Origin of the sequence: Simiduia litorea (genome assembly GCF_042853465.1) — a bacterium.
In the GTDB taxonomy this organism is placed as follows: Bacteria; Pseudomonadota; Gammaproteobacteria; order Pseudomonadales; family Cellvibrionaceae; genus Simiduia; species Simiduia litorea.
Genome location: NZ_AP031497.1, coordinates 2,674,724 through 2,691,544 on the forward strand (window position 1 = coordinate 2,674,724; position 16,821 = coordinate 2,691,544).

A 16,821-nucleotide genomic window follows, 5' to 3' on the forward strand; every position below is an offset into this window, starting at 1 on the left:
CTGAGGTTATTCAGCGACTGTGTATTATTCTGCAGCAGCTTTGAGGGCAGCCTGCATCTGATCGTGAAACTGTTCCGACAGGGGCGTCAACGGCAAACGAATACCGTGTGCTGTGTGCCCGAGCTTAGACACCGCCCACTTGACCGGAATCGGGTTAGATTCGACAAACATTGCCACGTGTAATGGCATCAACTTTTTATTAATCGCTCGCGCGGCCTCGGCATCACCGGCAATAGCCAGGTCACACATCTTCGCCACCAAGTTTGGCGCGGCATTCGCGGTAACGCTAATATCGCCCTTGCCACCTGCCAGCATCAACTCCACTGCGGTCTCGTCGTCGCCGGAATAAATCAAGAAATCCTTGGGTGCCTTGGCAATTAACACGCGCGCTCGCTCAAGATCACCAGTGGCCTCTTTGACCCCAACGATGTTCTTATGACCCGCCAAACGCAAAACAGTTTCAGGTTTCATATCAACACCGGTGCGACCGGGCACGTTATACAAGATTTGTGGAATATCCACCGCATCAGCGACCGCCATGTGGTGCAAATACAAACCTTCCTGAGTAGGCTTATTGTAGTAAGGCGTCACCAGCAAACAGGCATCAGCGCCGGCACCTTTTGCACGCTGCGTCAGCTCAATAGCCTCGCGGGTAGAATTGGCGCCAGTACCGGCGATAACGGGGATGCGCCCCGCCACTTGCTTAACCACGGCGGTGATCACTGCTAAGTGCTCGTCCACATCTAACGTGGCCGACTCGCCCGTGGTACCAACGGCAACAAGGGCATGGGTTCCCTCGGCAATGTGCCATTCGACTAACGTCGCTAGGCTCTGCCAGTCTAGCTCGCCACTAGCCGTCATTGGGGTTACCAACGCAACCATACTACCTTGAATCATGACTCCACTCCGTTTGTGAGCGCTCATCTACGCGAGCGTAATGGTACTGATGCACCCTGCTAGGTACAAGGGCAGCAGACCAGGGATTATTGTTGCGTTTTGGTGAAGGCCAGCATCCTATTAAGGGGCAACATAGCGCGTTCACCTAAGGCTTTATCGACAAAAATTTCATTACTACCCTCAATCAGGGTCTGCTCGAGATTGTCCAGTGCGTTCATTGCCATCCACGGGCAGTTAGCGCAACTTCTACAGGTAGCACCACTGCCAGCGGTTGGTGCGATATGGAAAATTTTATCGGGGCACAATTGCTGCATTTTATAAAAAATGCCTTGATCGGTAGCGACAATAAATTCGCGATTAGGCAAGGTTTGCGCGGCCTTAATTAGCTGGGAAGTAGAGCCCACCACATCGCCCAGTACAACCACCGCATCGGGCGACTCAGGATGCACCAACACGGCGGCGTTAGGATGGCGGCGCTTGAGATCTTCAACACCCTGAGCCTTGAATTCTTCGTGCACGATACAGGCGCCATCCCAAAGCAGGACATCGGCGCCAGTCTGCTTCTGTACATATCCACCCAAATGCTTATCCGGTGCCCACAAGATCTTCTGACCTTGGGCGTCCAGGTGCGCGACGACATCGAGCGCAATACTCGACGTCACCACCCAATCAGCACGCGCTTTTACGGCCGCAGACGTGTTGGCGTACACCACCACGGTGCGATCTGGATGCTGATCACAGAAAGCGGAAAACTCATCGATCGGACACCCGAGATCGAGCGAGCAAGTTGCCTCGAGTGTTGGCATCAATACGCGCTTATTTGGGGTCAATATTTTCGCCGTCTCACCCATAAACTTAACCCCAGCCACGAGCAGTGTGGTCGCTGGGTGCTGACTGCCAAAACGCGCCATCTCCAGCGAGTCAGCCACACAGCCCCCGGTCTCTTCAGCTAGCGCCTGAATCAAAGGGTCGGTGTAGTAATGCGCTACCAGCACGGCATTTTCACGGGCTAGGAGCGCTTTAATCCGCGTTTTTGTGGCTGCAATCTGCTCAGCCGTTAGCGCGGTGGTTGAATCGCTCGCCAAGTGGTCTTTTACCCACTGCCTTGGCGTTTGTTCAACAGGGGATTTTACGTTGGTCATAGTCATCTCAAGGTGCAACACGCGGCGCGATTCTACCACATCTAGGTCCACGTAGACCCTAAATGACAGCCATAAAAAAACCGCCTTTAGGCGGTTTTTTTATGGCTCGGTAGAGCCTGAATATGGTGGGTCGTGCGCGACTCGAACGCGCGACCAATTGGTTAAAAGCCAACTGCTCTACCGACTGAGCTAACGACCCGAAAACGGACTTTCGGCACAAACCTAGGTTACGGGCCTGTACATATTCAATTAAGTGGTGGGTCGTGCGCGACTCGAACGCGCGACCAATTGGTTAAAAGCCAACTGCTCTACCGACTGAGCTAACGACCCCCTTAAGGAGGCGCATATAGTACTGATTTAATTGGAAAAGACAAGCGCTTATTGCGGTTTTTTAGTGGTCAATAATCAGCCAAAAATGGCGCCAACTGAGGCCGAATTAACGGTACCGAGTCGGATCTGCAAGCCCAGCTGACTCAAACCCCAAGCGCCGCAAGCGACAACTATCGCACTTGCCACAGGCGAGCCCCGCATCCGTAGCCTGATAGCATGACACCGTCATGGCATAATCCACCCCTAAGCGCGTGCCCTCGCGCACAATATCCGCTTTACTCATATCGATTAACGGGGTGTGGATGCGGAGCTTGTGACCCTCAACACCGGCTTTTGTCGCCAAATTAGCCATGGTTTCAAAAGCGGCAATAAACTCGGCTCGGCAATCTGGATAACCGCTGTAATCCACTGCATTGACACCAATAAAGATATCCTTAGCTCCCAACACTTCGGCCCAACCTAGCGCAATAGAGAGGAAAACGGTATTGCGTGCGGGCACATAGGTGACAGGGATGCCCGCAGTTTCCTGCTCAGGCACATCGATGGCTGCGTCGGTCAAGGCCGAACCGCCAATGGTGCGCAGATCTAGCTTAACCACCTTGTGCGCTTTAACACCCAGTGCCTCGGCGGTCTGCTGCGCCGCCACCAGTTCTGCGCTGTGGCGCTGACCGTAGTCAAAACTCAGCGCGTAGACGTCAAACCCCTTGGCTTGGGCCATAGCGATGACTGTTGTTGAATCCAAGCCACCAGACACTAAAACAACCGCGGGACTAGCTAAACTCATAATACACTCTCAAATAAACGCAGCCGGTAGATTAAAAATCCGTCACTGGCGGCTCTACCGCCTCTAAGCATCGACCACCGGCAAAACAGTAGGCCTGACGTGGCCAAAGGTCATGTTGGTAAAAAATGGCGCTCGAACGACCATCGTCATTCATACTTTTTAACGCGGCACGCACCGAAGGCACCCAAGGCTGACCCTCGCTATGACGAGACAAGTACAAGTCGGCACGCGCATTGCCGAGTGTTAAGTGGGTGGCGAATTGCGACGCCGGAATACCCGTCATAAACATGGCGTAAAGCAGCGCCTGCTCCGTAGCGACCAAAGCGTCGAGCCTATCAGTCACCAACATGCGCAAGCCCTGCTCAACATTGTTGATAGCAATATGCTCAAAACCCGCGTACTCATCGAACCGACGCCCATATTTAGAGCCACGAATAAAACCTACCCGCTCACCATCCAAATCCCCAAGTTTATTTATGGCACCGGTGCGATTGGCCGGCGCTATCAAGATAACCCGCATGGTCACCACATGACCCAATGACACACCGGACTGCTCAGCCAAAGGACTGACAAACATCACGCCCATATCGGCACTGCCACTGGCAAGATCATGCACCACCCGTGGATAGGGCCGAAGTTCGGCATTGACCGCCAAGCGCGCACGCGTAAAAAGCTCATTTTGAAAACTAACTAACAACCCCGAGACTTGATTTTCGGCGTTATAAAAGCCCCAAGGCGCCACGATAGGCACCACAACTTGAGGCAAGGGCTTCGAATCAACTTGCTCCTCAGCGGTTACCGCGCAACAACAGACTAAGCCAATCAACGGCCACAGAGCCCGGCACCGACGATATATGCCCGGGGCCATAAAAAACATCATCCAGCCAAAAACGCCCACAACTACAATCATCGCCCAGGCTCGTCGCCCCACAGAATTTTATGTAACTGTAGCTGAAACCTTATGGGCAGGCCGCTATCCACAACCCAGCCAGCCAATTCAGCGGGGTTTACTTGACCAAAGGATGGCGAGAAGAGCACATCACCCACCTTAGTACACAGATTCAACTCGGAAACCTTGAAGGCGGCCCATTCGAAATCGGCCTTATCGCAAATCACAAATTTAATTTGATCGTGCTGGGTCAAACAAGCGATGTTCTCCCACAGATTGCGATGATTTTCACCCGAAGCAGGCGTCTTAAGGTCGACAACCCGACTAACCCGGGCATCCACGTGCGATACATCAAGCGCTCCGCTAGTCTCCAACGAGACTTGATAACCTGCATCACACAAGGCCGACATCAAATCCAAGCAATTGGCCTGGGCCAGCGGTTCACCGCCGGTGACACAGACATGGCTACATTGATAGGCGGCAACATCAGCAAGAATATCGGCTATGTCTCGGCGCTCACCGCCATGAAATGCATAGGCCGAGTCACAGTAATGGCAACGCAAGGGGCAGCCGGTGAGGCGGACAAAAACAGTGGGCAAGCCGATAGAGCGAGCCTCGCCCTGTAACGAGTGGAATATTTCGGTAATCTTTAGAGTAGAATCACTCATGCAGTGGCTTCCGCGGATCAAAAGCGGCGGATGATACCCAATTGCACCACCCAATGCGAACTAACCACATCAGTTCGCTAGCACGCCCCTAGGCACTAGTAGTTTTGCGCTAAGAAATCTTTTGCTAAACGGGCCGCGTCGGCACTGCTATTAGCAACCGCCTGAAGCAGCGTTTTCGCTTTCGCCTTATCGCCTAATTGAAACAATACAGTACCAAGTTTGTACTTAGCGTCCGGCGCCTTGCGATCCGACGGGAACTCCTTAATTACCCGCTCAAACCAAGACTTTGACTGCTCTAACTTGCCCTCGGCAAGATAAATCTCGCCTAACCAATACTGACTGTTGGCGGCGTACTGCCCCTTAGGGTATAGATCTAGATAACCGGTAAAACCCTTGGCCGCACCGGCTAGATCGCGCTGACGCAATTTGCCGTAGGCACCCTTATACGCAGCCTCCTCACCTGCACCAGCAGCTTCCGATGTATCCGAACCGGCACTAGAGCCGCCCTGCTGCCTCGTTTGACCAGCGACAACCCCGCCACTTAAGGAAGCAAGGCGACGGTCGAGATCCATATAATCATCGTGACGCTGTTGTTTAAGTCGGTTCAGCTCGTAGGATTGCTCTTCCACCAAGCCGCGCAACTCCAACACTTCTTGTTGCAACGCCTGCAAGCGATAAAACAAATCCGCCTGCTGATTGGCATCCGGCGCCACAGAGCCAGAAATAGTAGCCGCTTGCGCCGTGGGGCGAGACTCTACGACGGTAACTTGGGCCTGTGCTTGGGCGACCAATGCACTGATGAATAACGCTGAAATGACGAAACGCAGCATAGGAAACTCACTCACTTTTCTACCCACTGGGCAAACATTACCCAGCCTACATACTTGTTTTATACCCTTGCGGATACAGAGGCAGTCAATATAAGCCGTTCCACCCCTAAAATGCAAAAAGGCCGGTTAGACCGGCCTTTTTGTCAAAACCAAGAAGCGCTTATTTTACTTCGGCGCGACGGTTTTGCGAGTAAGAAGACTCAGTGCTGCCCATCGCTTGTGGACGCTCTTCGCCGTAGCTTACAACTTCAATCATAGACGCATCTACACCTTGAAGTACTAGGAAGTCACGTACCGCATTGGCACGACGCTCACCTAGAGCCATGTTGTATTCACGTGAACCGCGCTCGTCGGTGTGACCGTCGATGCGTACGTTACGTGGGGTAGCTTTCAGCTTCATTGCGTGCTTGGTCAGCTCGGCGCGAGCACCTGGCTTCAGAGCAGAGTCGTCAAAGTCGAAGTAGAAAACAGTTTCCAGTACTTCTACTGGCTCTGGCTCTACGGCTTGAACAGGTGCAGTTTCAACTGGCTGAGCATTTGCATTCGCATCTGCATCGTCCTGTGAACCTGTTGAGCTACAGCCTGCTAAAACAGCCAGAACCATCGCTAAACCTAAACCGCTCTTGAAAGTATTCATTGTCATAACTCACTCCGTTAGGAAATTGATGTTTTTAGTCGAAAAAGGGTGACCAAGCAGGTTCCCGAACATCCCCTTGCTTAGACGGCAATCGGAACTTAACACCTGCGTCTAAAGAAACCGCCGCTAAGATGCCTTTGTTCTGAAAGCGAGTCGCGTACATCAGCATGGCACCGTTAGGTGAAATGCTCGGCGATTCGTCCAAATAGGTCTCTGTCAAAATACGCAGATCGCCACTTTGAATGTCTTGAGTGGCAATATGAAAAACACCATTTGAACGGTGCACCATAACCAAACTCTTTCCATCAGGGGAAACACGCGCCCTGGCGTTATAATCGCCGGCAAAGGTTAAGCGTTCTACCATGCCAGTTGCAAGTGTTACTTTGTAAATTTGTGGTTTTCCACCACGATTTGACGTAAAAACTAGCGACTTTCCGTCTGGAGTCCAACTTGGCTCGGTATCAATGGCAAAATGTTGTGTTACTCGCGCAAATTGGCGGGTAATTAAATTCAGGGTGTAGATTTCTGGATTGCCATCTTTGGACAAAACCAACGCCAACTTTGTACCGTCAGGTGAGAAGGCCGGCGCGCCATTTAGGCCTTTGTAATTTGTCACCTGCTCGCGTTTTGCCGTCGCCAAATCCTGAACGAAAATCGCTGCCCTTCCGGTTTCAAAAGACACATAAGCCAATCGCTTTCCATCGGTCGACCAGGTGGGTGACATCAATGGGTGTTTAGACTCAAGCAATAAGCGCGGGCGAGCACCATCGGCATCGGCCAGCATCAAACGGAAGCGATCCGTTGGCTTACCCTGCTGGAAAGCCTCCACATAAGCAACCTGGGTTGAGAAGGCGCCTCGAATACCCGTGATCTTCTCATACACTTCATCGCTGATGTAGTGCGCCAAGTCGCGTAATTGTGCCTCGCTCCCCACGATGCTTTTTCTGAACAACTTGCGCTGCCCCAAAATATCAAACAGCTCGAAGGTTACCGTGTAGCGCCCTTGCACTTCTTTAATATCACCGGTAACCAAAAACTCGGCACCCAGAATGCGCCAGTCCCGATAGATAACTTCTGCTTCGGAACGCGGAAACGCCAGCATGTCGCTTACGGGTATAGGCCGAAACTGACCGCTGAGCTTTAAATCAGCGCGGACAATACCGGGAATGTCTTCAGGCAAACCCCGCGCACCCGAATAGCCAAAAGGCACAATGCCAATCACCGTGGGGTTATCGACGCCCTGGGTAATTTCAATAGTTAAATCCGCACGCGCGTACATACTCAGTAGCAGCACCATGCTAAACATCAACCCAACGAATTTTTTCACTGCCTTAAGTCCCTCGGTTCAAAAACTAATTTTAACTGGCGAAAGTTTTGCTCAAAGACTCGTGGATCCATACCCACCAGCTCTGGAAACCGCTCAGCCTTTTTTACAGCCTGTTCGGCGCTGCGATCAAATGCCGAGTTGCCGCTGGATTTCACCACTTTCACATCGATCACCTTGCCGGTTGGCACCAGCTGAATCGACAGGATGCAATTCATACCGTTGCGCGCAGAGGGCGGACGACTCCAATTCATTTCTACCCGGTTCGAGATGGCGGAAATATAACTCTGAGCCGCCTCAGCACTGGTTTTCTGGGACATAAACTCATCCTCTTCCTCCAGCGCATCAAAGAGTTCGGACTGGCGCCGACGCTTAGCTTCTTCCTGCGCCTGCTTTTCCTTTAACTCTTTATCTTTACGCGCCTTTTCCGCCGCCGCTTTATCTTTAGCGGCCTTCTCCTTTGCGGCTTTATCTTTAGCCGCTTTTTCGCGGGCTAACTTTTGTTGCTGAACTTTTTTAGCCTCAGCCTCTTTTGCCTCTTTCGCTCGACGCTGGGCGGCAACGTCGACCACCTTTTGCGGCTTAGCCCGCTGCTGCTTCGGCGCTTGGGTCTCCATTTTCACCAAGCGAGCCTCTACGTAATTCGGTGGCGCCAGTTTTTTAGGCGCAGGTGTAGGCCCCCAGTCCAAGGACAATACTGTCACCAGACCGAGATGAGCTACAACACTGAACAGGATGGGAAGGCGATAACCTTGCAACATAGGCGTCAAAGTACCGGAGGTTCGGTAACTAACCCCACCGAGGGCGCGCCGGCAGTCTGCAAATCTGACATCAACGACACCACTAAACCGTATTGCGCCTTGTGATCACCCCAAACCAATACTGGGGTGTTGGGTTTTTGGCGTAGGATTTTTCCCACCGTGTCCGTAATTTGCTTGAGCGGCTTGGCGGTTTTTTGATCGGCACCTAGATTCAAATAATAGGTACCGTCTTGCTTCACCGACACGATCAATGGCTCCTCGTCATTTTGCTCCATAGGCGTAGACGGTGCTTTCGGCAGATCCACTTTAACCCCTTGCATCAACAAGGGCGCGGTCACCATAAACACAACCAACAAGACCAGCATCACGTCGATATAAGGCACGACGTTAATTTCCGCCAAAGGTTTCTTTTTCACGCGCTTAGGGTTCACGGACGGTCTCCGGATGAAAGATCAACGAAGCTAATCATGACTTAGCATGAACCTGGCGATGTAAAATCGCGATAAATTCATCGGAAAAGGTTTCGTAAGCTGCCGAAAGAGACTCGGCCTTGGCGCTGAACTTGTTGTAGGCCAGCACCGCCGGAATAGCCGCAAACAACCCCATAGCGGTAGCCACCAACGCCTCGGAAATACCCGGCGCCACAGTCGCCAAGGTCGCCTGATGGACGTTCGCCAAACCGCGAAAGGAGTTCATAATGCCCCACACAGTGCCGAACAATCCCACATAAGGGCTAACGGATGCCACGCTGGCCAAAAAGGGTAAATGCGCTTCTAGTTTTTCTTCCTCTCGAGCCAAGGCAACGCGCATGGCGCGCTGCACGCCTTCCATCACGGCGTCTGGGTCTGCAGAAGACTGCTGACGCAAGCGAGAAAATTCTTTAAAGCCGGCGCGAAAAATATTTTCTACGCCTTCAGTTTGGGTACCTTTACCACTGCCCTGCCGATACAGCTGATTCAAATCGCCACCCGACCAAAAGTGCCGCTCAAACTCCTTCATCGCTTGCGCCGCACTGTTTTGATAAATGCCGCGCTGAACGATCATCACCCAGGAAACAATGGAGGCTAAAAACAACAGCGCCATCACCAACTGCACGAGTAAGCTGGCGTCGGCAATAAGGCTCCAAATAGACAGTTGTTCAGGCGTATTCATTCAAGCACTTCTCTGTGAGCGTTAATTAAAAAAGGCAGACTCAACCATTATCCGCACTGTTCATGTACCCATGAAGCTGGGCATATACATCTACCGGTAAAGCCGCCGGGCGCATGTCAGACTGGCGCACACAAGCAACTTTTATCTCTGCCTCGCACAACAGCGCCTCACCGCGATAAACACATTGGCGAAACACCACGTAAGTGCGCGCTAATTTACTGATCTCGGCACTAACCTGCAAGGCGTCATCTAAGGTCGCGGGTAATAAATATCGTGTATTCGCCGAGTGGACCACCAAAAGTAGACCGCCCTCAAGAAAAGCGGGCTTATCATAGCCAAGCGAGCGCATCAATTCTGTGCGCGAGCGCTCCATATACTTTAAGTAATTGACGTAATAAACGATGCCGCCGGCATCGGTATCTTCGATATAGACTCGTACAGGTATAGAAAACTCAGTCACGCTTAGGCTCCTGTAACCCAAAGTGCCGATAAGCATGATTGGTAACCATACGGCCGCGCGGTGTGCGCAACATAAAACCCTGCTGAATCAAATAGGGCTCGAGTACATCTTCAATCGTATCGCGCTCTTCACTGATCGCGGCGGCCAAACTTTCAACGCCCACAGGCCCGCCACCAAATTTATCGATCATGGCCATAAGCAATCGTCTGTCCATATGATCAAAACCCTGCTCATCAACGCTCAGCATATTTAACGCCGCATCGGCAACCTCGGCGGTGACGCGGCCGTCGCATTTCACTTCGGCATAATCGCGGACACGGCGCAGTAACCGGTTAGCAATACGGGGCGTGCCGCGAGAGCGCCGAGCCACTTCAAAAGCGCCGCTCTCATCCATGACAATACCCATTAGACGCGCAGAGCGATTTACAATATGGGTAAGATCGGGCACATCGTAAAACTCTAAGCGCTGAACAATGCCAAAGCGATCGCGCAAGGGCGATGTTAAAAGACCCGCGCGGGTGGTGGCACCCACCAAGGTGAAAGGCGGCAGATCCAATTTGATAGAACGCGCCGCCGGCCCCTCGCCAATCATAATGTCGAGTTGAAAATCTTCCATGGCCGGGTAGAGAATTTCTTCTACCGCAGGACTAAGCCTATGAATCTCATCAATAAACAACACATCGCCAGGCTCTAAATTCGTCATCAAGGCGGCGAGGTCGCCAGCCTTGTCTAACACGGGGCCAGACGTACTTTTCAGCGCCACCCCCATTTCATTGGCAATAATATTAGCCAAAGTGGTCTTGCCCAAGCCGGGTGGACCGAACACCAAGGTGTGATCCAACGCCTCTTTTCGATTCAGTGCGGCAGCGATGAAAATTTCCATTTGTTCACGCACTTTCGCTTGGCCAACATAATCAGCCAATTGTTTCGGCCGCACGGTGCGATCCAATAAATCCTCTCGCTCGACGGCAACGGAACTGATAAGGCGATCTTTCTCTATCATAAAATCACGTCTTTTCTAATCTAGGCCGGAATCATGGCTTTTAGTGCCAAGCGAATAAGTTCTTGGCTAGGAGCATCGGCATTTACGTTAACTGCTGCGGCAATAGCCTTGGTGGCCTCGGTGGGTTTATAGCCCAAGGCGATCAACGCCGCTTCAGCATCATCGCGCGCGGTAGCGGCCGGCTTAGCTGAGCCGCTAGCCTGCTCTAGCGCGGCTAAAGGCAAGGTATCCGTGCCAATACCACCCAACTTGTCGCGCAGCTCAATAATCAAACGCTCGGCCGTTTTCTTGCCAACGCCAGGTACTTTTACCAAGGCTCCTACATTTTCTTCCGCCACACAGCGGGCAATGACTTTTGCTTCCATACCCGACAATATACCCAGTGCCATCTTGGGCCCAACACCACTGACTTTAATTAAGGTACGAAACAAACTGCGGTCGGACTTTTGGGCGAAGCCGAACAACTGATGGGCGGTATCGGAAATAGCAAAATGGGTGTGCAAAACCGTTTGCGCCCCCACCTCTGGCAGCACGTAAAAGGTGGTCATAGGCGCTTGAATTTCATACCCCACACCTTGCACATCAATAACCACGAAGGGCGGTTGTTTTTCTAAAATGACACCGGCAATTCGACCAATCATACAAAGCTCTTTGTGGGCATGCGCCGGCGTAATAAGCAGGCAAAAGGGTTAAGGTAAATGCTACAGCCTAAATAATAAACACACGTCACACGACGCAATGGCCTAACGGACAATTCGACCACGGCGAAAGCTGCCAGCCTCAACATTGCTCAGCAGCGTTTTCGAATGGCTATGGCATAAGGCAATAGCCAAAGCGTCGGCGGCATCCTCTTGTGGCGAGGCCGATAATTTTAACAGCGAGGTGACCATATGTTGCACTTGCTCTTTAGTTGCCGCGCCCGTACCCACCACAGACTGTTTTACTTTTCGCGCCTCGTACTCGGCCACGGGTAAGTTAGCATGCACAGCGGCCACTATGGCTGCCCCCCTTGCCTGCCCCAATTTCAACGCCGAACCGGCACTTTTCGCCATGAACACATGCTCGATAGCAAACTCGTCGGGTTGGTATTCGCCGATAAGTTGCGTGATAGCATCAAAAATTATTTTCAATCGCGCCGGCAACGCACCCGAAGGTAAGCGAATAACGCCGCTGGTAATGTAGAGGGGATGTCGACTTCGGGTATCAATAATCCCAAAACCTGTCTTTAAGGAGCCCGGGTCTATCCCGAGAATAATCGACATAAGCGTGTCTGTTTTGAAGGCGTTGGTGAAGTGTCACATGACATCCCTAGGAGAGCAAGTGAGGCACGAGGGCTATCGCTCAATCCGCCATCGCGGCGAGCGTGTTCTCATCGATATCGGCATTGGTGTAGACATTTTGGACATCGTCCAAATCTTCCAGCATATCCACCAGCGCGATCACTTTCTCGGCGCTATCGACATCTGAAATTGGCACCTGAATGGAAGGCACCATCGAGAGCTCGGCGCTGTCTGGGCTAAAACCTGCGCTAGATAAGGCATCTTTAATTGCATGAAAATCTTCGAAGGCCGTAAGCACCTCAATACTACCATCCTTAGCAACCACGACATCTTCTGCGCCAGCGTCGATGGCTGCCGCCATAATTGATTCTTCATCGCCCTCGGCGAAGTGGACAATGCCGGTGCGATTAAATAGATAGGCGACTGAACCGTCGGTACCCAAATTACCGCCGCGCTTGGTAAACGCATGGCGAATATCGGCGACGGTGCGATTGCGGTTATCGGTCATGCACGCCACCAGAATGGCGACGCCCGCAACACCGTAGCCCTCGTAGGTACACTCCTCGTAATTATCGCCCTCACCTGCACCGGCGCCTCGCGCTACCGCCTTATCGATGGTATCTCGCTTCATATTCGCGCCCAGCGCTTTATCGATGGCGGTGCGTAAACGAGGGTTATCTTCAGGATTCGGGCCGGACTTGGCCGCAACAGTTAATTCGCGAATGATTTTGGTAAAAACTTTACCCCGCTTAGCGTCTTGCGCCGCCTTGCGGTGTTTAATGTTCGCCCACTTACTGTGGCCTGCCATGTTAATGACCCCTTATTCGTGCCGCGCTGGCGTTGACGACGCCACGTCCGTGCCGAGCGAACTCGGCACTTTCTTCAACCGTGAACTTAGACTGCGACAGGTTCGCTACGCCTTGGTCGCGTCCGGCTTCGCTTCCTTTTCGCGCAGGCGGATGTGTAATTCGCGCAACTGCTTATTATCCACGGCACCCGGCGCATCGGTCATAACACAAGCAGCCGATTGCGTTTTCGGAAAGGCGATCACGTCGCGAATTGACGAGGAACCCGTCATCAACATAATCAAGCGATCTAGACCAAAGGCCAAGCCGCCGTGTGGTGGCGCGCCATACTTTAATGCGTCCAACAGGAAGCCAAACTTCTCGCGCTGCTCCTCCGGGCTAATCCCCAACAAACGGAACACGGTTTGCTGCATAGACTGATTGTGAATACGAATGGAGCCGCCACCCAGTTCAGTGCCGTTTAACACCATATCGTAGGCGCGAGACAAGGCCGTTTCGGGGTTTGCCTCAAGCGCTTCCGGGGTACAGCTCGGCGCCGTAAAGGGGTGGTGAATGGCAGCCACACCTTCATCGGTTTGCTCAAACATCGGGAAGTCGACAACCCACAATGGCGCCCACTCACAGGTGAACATATTGAGATCGGCACCAATTTTACAGCGCAATGCACCTAAGGCTTCCGTCACAACTTTAATAGAATCAGCTCCGAAGAAGACGATGTCACCATTCTTAGCGTCTAAACGCTGCATCACGTTCATGGTGACATCGTCGCCCAGGAACTTAATGATCGGCGACTGCAAACCTTCGACACCCTTCTCTATCTCATTGACCTTGATCCACGCCAAGCCCTTAGCACCGTAGATGCCAACAAACTTGGTGTAATCGTCGATTTGTTTGCGCGAGATTTCGGCGCCACCGGGCACCTTTAATGCCGTTACGCGGCATTTAGGGTCGTTGGCTGGGCCAGCAAACACCTTAAATTCAATGTCTTTAAGCAGGTCTTTAATCTCGACCAGCTGCATTGGGATACGTAAGTCAGGCTTATCTGAACCGTACTTGTCCATGGCATCTTGCCAGGTCATATGCGGAAACTGGCCTAAATCGACGTCCATCAACTTGCTGAACAACTGCGTCACCATGCCTTCGGCAATACCCATAATTTGCGCTTCATTCATGAATGAAGTCTCAATATCAATCTGGGTAAATTCAGGCTGGCGATCCGCGCGTAAGTCTTCATCGCGGAAGCACTTGGCCACCTGGTAATAGCGATCGAAGCCAGACACCATTAACAACTGCTTAAACAGCTGGGGCGACTGAGGCAGCGCGAAAAACTTGCCGTCGTGGGTACGCGAAGGCACCAAATAATCGCGCGCGCCCTCAGGCGTTGCACGGGTCAATATAGGCGTTTCAATATCCAAGAAGCCTTCGCCATCGAGGTAATTGCGAATCGCGGTGGTCACCTTAGAGCGGAAACGCAGGTTGTGCTGCATGTCATTGCGACGCAAATCAATATAGCGGTACTTTAAGCGCACATCTTCGCCAACGCTCACATGAGAATCTAACTGAAACGGTGGCGTTTCCGCGGTATTCAGTATTTCCAACTCTAAACCATAGACCTCTACCTCGCCGGTAGACATCTTGGCATTGACGGTCGCCTCACTGCGAGCACGAACGCGGCCTTTAACCTTTAACACATATTCACTGCGAACCTTATCTGCCAAGGCAAAGTGCGCCGAATCGGGATCAAACACCACCTGAACAATGCCGTCGCGATCACGCAAGTCTAGAAAAATAACCCCGCCGTGATCACGGCGGCGGTCAACCCAACCGCAAAGACTCACTTCGCGGTCGATAAAAGTTGCGTTTAAGGCGCCACAATATTCAGTGCGCATAATCAAAATCCCGTTATCTAAAATTAAATATCAACGTCTCTCGCCTATCTAAAGACAGGCGAGCCACAGCTAAACCCACTGGGTCAGGTGCCCGTTAGGAACTCGCGCTCGATTCGGATTTCCCCGATGAACCTGAATCACCGGCTAAATTCTTCTTATTGCCCGATTTATAATCGGTTTCGTACCAGCCACCACCCTTGAGGCGAAAACCTGCTGCAGAAATCTGCTTCGACAAACTGCTCTTGCAGCACGCCGGACAATCGCTAAGAGGCGCATCGCTCATCTTCTGTAAGGCCTCCATCTGGTGGCCACAGGACCCACACATATATTCATAAATCGGCATATATGACCCTGATCTAGATTAAAACCAACAACATCTACAATACAGAGGCCTTTTGCCGGCTGAACCGAGCCAAGGCCTACTGAAACCAAAAAACGGGCGATTATAGCCTGAGCTTGGCGGCGGATAAACCGGTGTTAGGGAGAATAAGCATAAGACTTGGGTAAAAAACCGTTTTCGTCGCTAAAAGCCAAGCGGCTTACCCGTCGCGCCCACGGGCATCAGCTAGGCTTAACCAGATTCGGCTCAAACTATGGGACAAGGCCAATGACGACGGTTACATTCAGCACCCCAGATGCAGAAATGGTTGCGGACTTCTTCAACGATTTTGAAGAGGCCTACCAAGCCTCCGAACACCTATTGCTGCAACTTGAAAAAGACCCTAAAAATGGCGCCCTGCTTAACGACCTTTTTCGTCGCGTCCACACGATCAAGGGCAACCTCATTTATGTGGGATTAGCTGATATCTGCCCGATACTACAGAGTGTTGAGGACGTACTGGAACCGCTGCGTAGAGGCCGACTGCGCTACGACGATCTACTCAGCGACGTCATTCTGCTGGCCATGGACACGACCCATGAGTTGGTTGAAAACCGCCTTCAACAAGAGCCCAACCCCTTTAGCGCCGAGCATATGCAATTCATCTGTGAAAAAATCAGCCTTATTGCCAATTGCGAATCAAGCCAACGCGCTTCCATTATAGGCCAGGCCATCAAAGCACTCGATCCAGCGGCTGAACTCGCCGCGCCAGATTCAGAGTTTTCCAAGCATGGGGTTGCAATGAATAACGACCTGCGCTTTTTCGCTCAACTGTTACCCGCCATCGACCAACGCTCACCTTATTGGGCCGGCCGAACACAACGCATAGCCGAACTGGCGCTGAGCATGAATAGTGCAGCCAGTGCGCCGATTGACCCAAACCAACTACTGGCTGCCGTCTATATGCATGATTTTGCCATGGCTTTTTTACCACTCGAACTACTGCACAAACCTGAAAAATACACAAGCCAGGAGCGGTTGCGAGTGCAAGCTCACGTGCAAACGAGCGGGGCACTAATGCGAGAAATGGGGAATTGGGCTGACGCCGCTGAGATCATATTGCAGCACCACGAACAATGTAATGGCGCTGGCTACCCAAACAACCTTGCCGAGCAAGACATATGCGAAGGTGCCAAGGTATTAGCCATCGCTGACGCCTTCGACGCCTGTGTTAACAGCCGGGCACACGTGGACCAACCGCAAAGGCCATTGATTCGCGCCATTTTAGAAATCAACCGTTACGCAGGCAGCCAATTTAGCCAAGCGTGGGTCAACATTTTTAACCAAATTGCGCGACCTAAGCGCAACCAAAGCCGCTAAATCATCATCAACATCTCCGCTTGGCGACGCCGATCATTGATTGAATTTTATTCAAGCTTATAACTAAAGCGATAATAAAAACCGCTCAATACCAACATTCTTTTAAATACCCCTTAAAAAACAGGGCTTTTTCGCCTTTTTATCACTTAAGTTATTGCCCAGCTAGAAAGAATGCTTTATATATAGTGCCTAAGCGTTTGAGCGCGTGTTTAAGCCTATAAAACAAGGGCTTTTCAACCTCAAGTTTAGAGTAGACTGTAATAACCTACT

19 protein-coding genes and 2 tRNA genes are annotated in these 16,821 nt (G+C 51.8%); 1 reads left to right on the forward strand and 20 read right to left on the reverse strand.

Annotation, left to right across the window (positions count from 1 at the left end):
- Positions 1-24: 24 nt before the first annotated feature.
- From dapA to ACGHTT_RS11950, 20 genes are all read right to left on the reverse strand, one after another.
- Complete coding sequence (gene dapA, locus ACGHTT_RS11855; RefSeq protein ID WP_390590774.1) at positions 25-897, reverse strand: 4-hydroxy-tetrahydrodipicolinate synthase; 873 nt, start codon at positions 895-897, stop codon at positions 25-27.
- An 86-nt stretch (positions 898-983) separates the two neighbouring features.
- Positions 984-2,039, reverse strand: a complete 1,056-nt coding sequence (gene nadA, locus ACGHTT_RS11860) for a quinolinate synthase NadA (RefSeq protein WP_390590775.1) — start codon at positions 2,037-2,039, stop codon at positions 984-986.
- Positions 2,040-2,162: 123 nt separating this feature from the next.
- Positions 2,163-2,238, reverse strand: a tRNA-Lys gene (locus ACGHTT_RS11865).
- 55 nt (positions 2,239-2,293) lie between these two features.
- Positions 2,294-2,369 (reverse strand) — tRNA-Lys (locus ACGHTT_RS11870).
- 106 nt (positions 2,370-2,475) lie between these two features.
- Positions 2,476-3,153, reverse strand: a complete 678-nt coding sequence (gene queC / locus ACGHTT_RS11875; RefSeq protein WP_390590776.1) for a 7-cyano-7-deazaguanine synthase QueC — start codon at positions 3,151-3,153, stop codon at positions 2,476-2,478.
- 31 nt (positions 3,154-3,184) lie between these two features.
- Positions 3,185-4,063: a substrate-binding periplasmic protein gene (locus ACGHTT_RS11880; protein ID WP_390590777.1), complete on the reverse strand. Its 879-nt coding sequence runs from the start codon at positions 4,061-4,063 to the stop codon at positions 3,185-3,187.
- A complete protein-coding gene (gene queE / locus ACGHTT_RS11885; RefSeq protein ID WP_390590779.1) occupies positions 4,060-4,710 on the reverse strand; it encodes a 7-carboxy-7-deazaguanine synthase QueE in 651 nt (216 codons plus the stop codon). The genes ACGHTT_RS11880 and queE overlap by 4 nt, the downstream gene beginning before the upstream one ends.
- A 95-nt stretch (positions 4,711-4,805) precedes the next feature.
- A complete protein-coding gene (gene ybgF / locus ACGHTT_RS11890; protein ID WP_390590781.1) occupies positions 4,806-5,555 on the reverse strand; it encodes a tol-pal system protein YbgF in 750 nt (249 codons plus the stop codon).
- Between the two features lie 145 nt (positions 5,556-5,700).
- Positions 5,701-6,183, reverse strand: a complete 483-nt coding sequence (gene pal, locus ACGHTT_RS11895) for a peptidoglycan-associated lipoprotein Pal (RefSeq protein WP_390590783.1) — start codon at positions 6,181-6,183, stop codon at positions 5,701-5,703.
- A gap of 28 nt (positions 6,184-6,211) precedes the next feature.
- On the reverse strand, positions 6,212-7,483 hold the full coding sequence (gene tolB, locus ACGHTT_RS11900) for a Tol-Pal system beta propeller repeat protein TolB (protein WP_390595048.1): 1,272 nt from the start codon (positions 7,481-7,483) through the stop codon (positions 6,212-6,214).
- Positions 7,484-7,500: 17 nt separating this feature from the next.
- Positions 7,501-8,262 (reverse strand): cell envelope integrity protein TolA, encoded by a 762-nt coding sequence (gene tolA, locus ACGHTT_RS11905; protein WP_390590784.1) that lies wholly within the window; start codon positions 8,260-8,262, stop codon positions 7,501-7,503.
- 5 nt (positions 8,263-8,267) lie between these two features.
- Positions 8,268-8,693: a protein TolR gene (gene tolR / locus ACGHTT_RS11910; protein ID WP_390590785.1), complete on the reverse strand. Its 426-nt coding sequence runs from the start codon at positions 8,691-8,693 to the stop codon at positions 8,268-8,270.
- A 34-nt stretch (positions 8,694-8,727) separates the two neighbouring features.
- A complete protein-coding gene (gene tolQ, locus ACGHTT_RS11915) occupies positions 8,728-9,414 on the reverse strand; it encodes a protein TolQ (protein WP_390590786.1) in 687 nt (228 codons plus the stop codon).
- Positions 9,415-9,454: 40 nt separating this feature from the next.
- Entirely contained in the window at positions 9,455-9,874 is a 420-nt protein-coding gene (ybgC, locus tag ACGHTT_RS11920; protein WP_390590788.1) for a tol-pal system-associated acyl-CoA thioesterase, read from the reverse strand.
- Positions 9,867-10,877 carry a Holliday junction branch migration DNA helicase RuvB gene (gene ruvB, locus ACGHTT_RS11925; protein ID WP_390590790.1) on the reverse strand — a complete coding sequence of 337 codons (1,011 nt, stop codon included), beginning with the start codon at positions 10,875-10,877 and terminating at the stop codon, positions 9,867-9,869. The genes ybgC and ruvB overlap by 8 nt, the downstream gene beginning before the upstream one ends.
- Positions 10,878-10,897: 20 nt before the next feature.
- Positions 10,898-11,518 carry a Holliday junction branch migration protein RuvA gene (gene ruvA, locus ACGHTT_RS11930; RefSeq protein ID WP_390590791.1) on the reverse strand — a complete coding sequence of 207 codons (621 nt, stop codon included), beginning with the start codon at positions 11,516-11,518 and terminating at the stop codon, positions 10,898-10,900.
- A gap of 102 nt (positions 11,519-11,620) precedes the next feature.
- Positions 11,621-12,139, reverse strand: a complete 519-nt coding sequence (gene ruvC / locus ACGHTT_RS11935) for a crossover junction endodeoxyribonuclease RuvC (RefSeq protein ID WP_390590792.1) — start codon at positions 12,137-12,139, stop codon at positions 11,621-11,623.
- A 79-nt stretch (positions 12,140-12,218) separates the two neighbouring features.
- Positions 12,219-12,965 (reverse strand): YebC/PmpR family DNA-binding transcriptional regulator, encoded by a 747-nt coding sequence (locus ACGHTT_RS11940; RefSeq protein ID WP_390590795.1) that lies wholly within the window; start codon positions 12,963-12,965, stop codon positions 12,219-12,221.
- Between the two features lie 105 nt (positions 12,966-13,070).
- Positions 13,071-14,852 carry an aspartate--tRNA ligase gene (aspS, locus tag ACGHTT_RS11945; protein ID WP_390590796.1) on the reverse strand — a complete coding sequence of 594 codons (1,782 nt, stop codon included), beginning with the start codon at positions 14,850-14,852 and terminating at the stop codon, positions 13,071-13,073.
- Between the two features lie 94 nt (positions 14,853-14,946).
- Positions 14,947-15,195 (reverse strand): FmdB family zinc ribbon protein, encoded by a 249-nt coding sequence (locus tag ACGHTT_RS11950; RefSeq protein WP_390590797.1) that lies wholly within the window; start codon positions 15,193-15,195, stop codon positions 14,947-14,949.
- Between the two features lie 264 nt (positions 15,196-15,459).
- On the opposite strand from ACGHTT_RS11950, the gene ACGHTT_RS11955 reads away from it, so the two are divergent.
- Entirely contained in the window at positions 15,460-16,551 is a 1,092-nt protein-coding gene (locus ACGHTT_RS11955) for an HD-GYP domain-containing protein (RefSeq protein WP_390590799.1), read from the forward strand.
- The last annotated feature ends 270 nt before the right edge of the window (positions 16,552-16,821 follow it).

Bases quoted from the DNA above. Each gene is read 5' to 3' on its own strand.
- tolB (WP_390595048.1), bottom strand. From the start codon at position 7,483: ATGTTTAGCATGGTGCTGCTACTGAGTATGTACGCGCGTGCGGATTTA.
- nadA (WP_390590775.1), bottom strand. From the start codon at position 2,039: ATGACCAACGTAAAATCCCCTGTTGAACAAACGCCAAGGCAGTGGGTA.
- ACGHTT_RS11880 (WP_390590777.1), bottom strand. From the start codon at position 4,063: ATGATTGTAGTTGTGGGCGTTTTTGGCTGGATGATGTTTTTTATGGCC.
- dapA (WP_390590774.1), bottom strand. From the start codon at position 897: ATGATTCAAGGTAGTATGGTTGCGTTGGTAACCCCAATGACGGCTAGT.
- queC (WP_390590776.1), bottom strand. From the start codon at position 3,153: ATGAGTTTAGCTAGTCCCGCGGTTGTTTTAGTGTCTGGTGGCTTGGAT.
- ACGHTT_RS11955 (WP_390590799.1), top strand. From the start codon at position 15,460: ATGACGACGGTTACATTCAGCACCCCAGATGCAGAAATGGTTGCGGAC.
- tolQ (WP_390590786.1), bottom strand. From the start codon at position 9,414: ATGAATACGCCTGAACAACTGTCTATTTGGAGCCTTATTGCCGACGCC.
- queE (WP_390590779.1), bottom strand. From the start codon at position 4,710: ATGAGTGATTCTACTCTAAAGATTACCGAAATATTCCACTCGTTACAG.
- ACGHTT_RS11940 (WP_390590795.1), bottom strand. From the start codon at position 12,965: ATGGCAGGCCACAGTAAGTGGGCGAACATTAAACACCGCAAGGCGGCG.
- ruvA (WP_390590791.1), bottom strand. From the start codon at position 11,518: ATGATTGGTCGAATTGCCGGTGTCATTTTAGAAAAACAACCGCCCTTC.
- tolA (WP_390590784.1), bottom strand. From the start codon at position 8,262: ATGTTGCAAGGTTATCGCCTTCCCATCCTGTTCAGTGTTGTAGCTCAT.
- aspS (WP_390590796.1), bottom strand. From the start codon at position 14,852: ATGCGCACTGAATATTGTGGCGCCTTAAACGCAACTTTTATCGACCGC.
- ruvC (WP_390590792.1), bottom strand. From the start codon at position 12,139: ATGTCGATTATTCTCGGGATAGACCCGGGCTCCTTAAAGACAGGTTTT.
- ACGHTT_RS11950 (WP_390590797.1), bottom strand. From the start codon at position 15,195: ATGCCGATTTATGAATATATGTGTGGGTCCTGTGGCCACCAGATGGAG.
- pal (WP_390590783.1), bottom strand. From the start codon at position 6,183: ATGACAATGAATACTTTCAAGAGCGGTTTAGGTTTAGCGATGGTTCTG.
- ruvB (WP_390590790.1), bottom strand. From the start codon at position 10,877: ATGATAGAGAAAGATCGCCTTATCAGTTCCGTTGCCGTCGAGCGAGAG.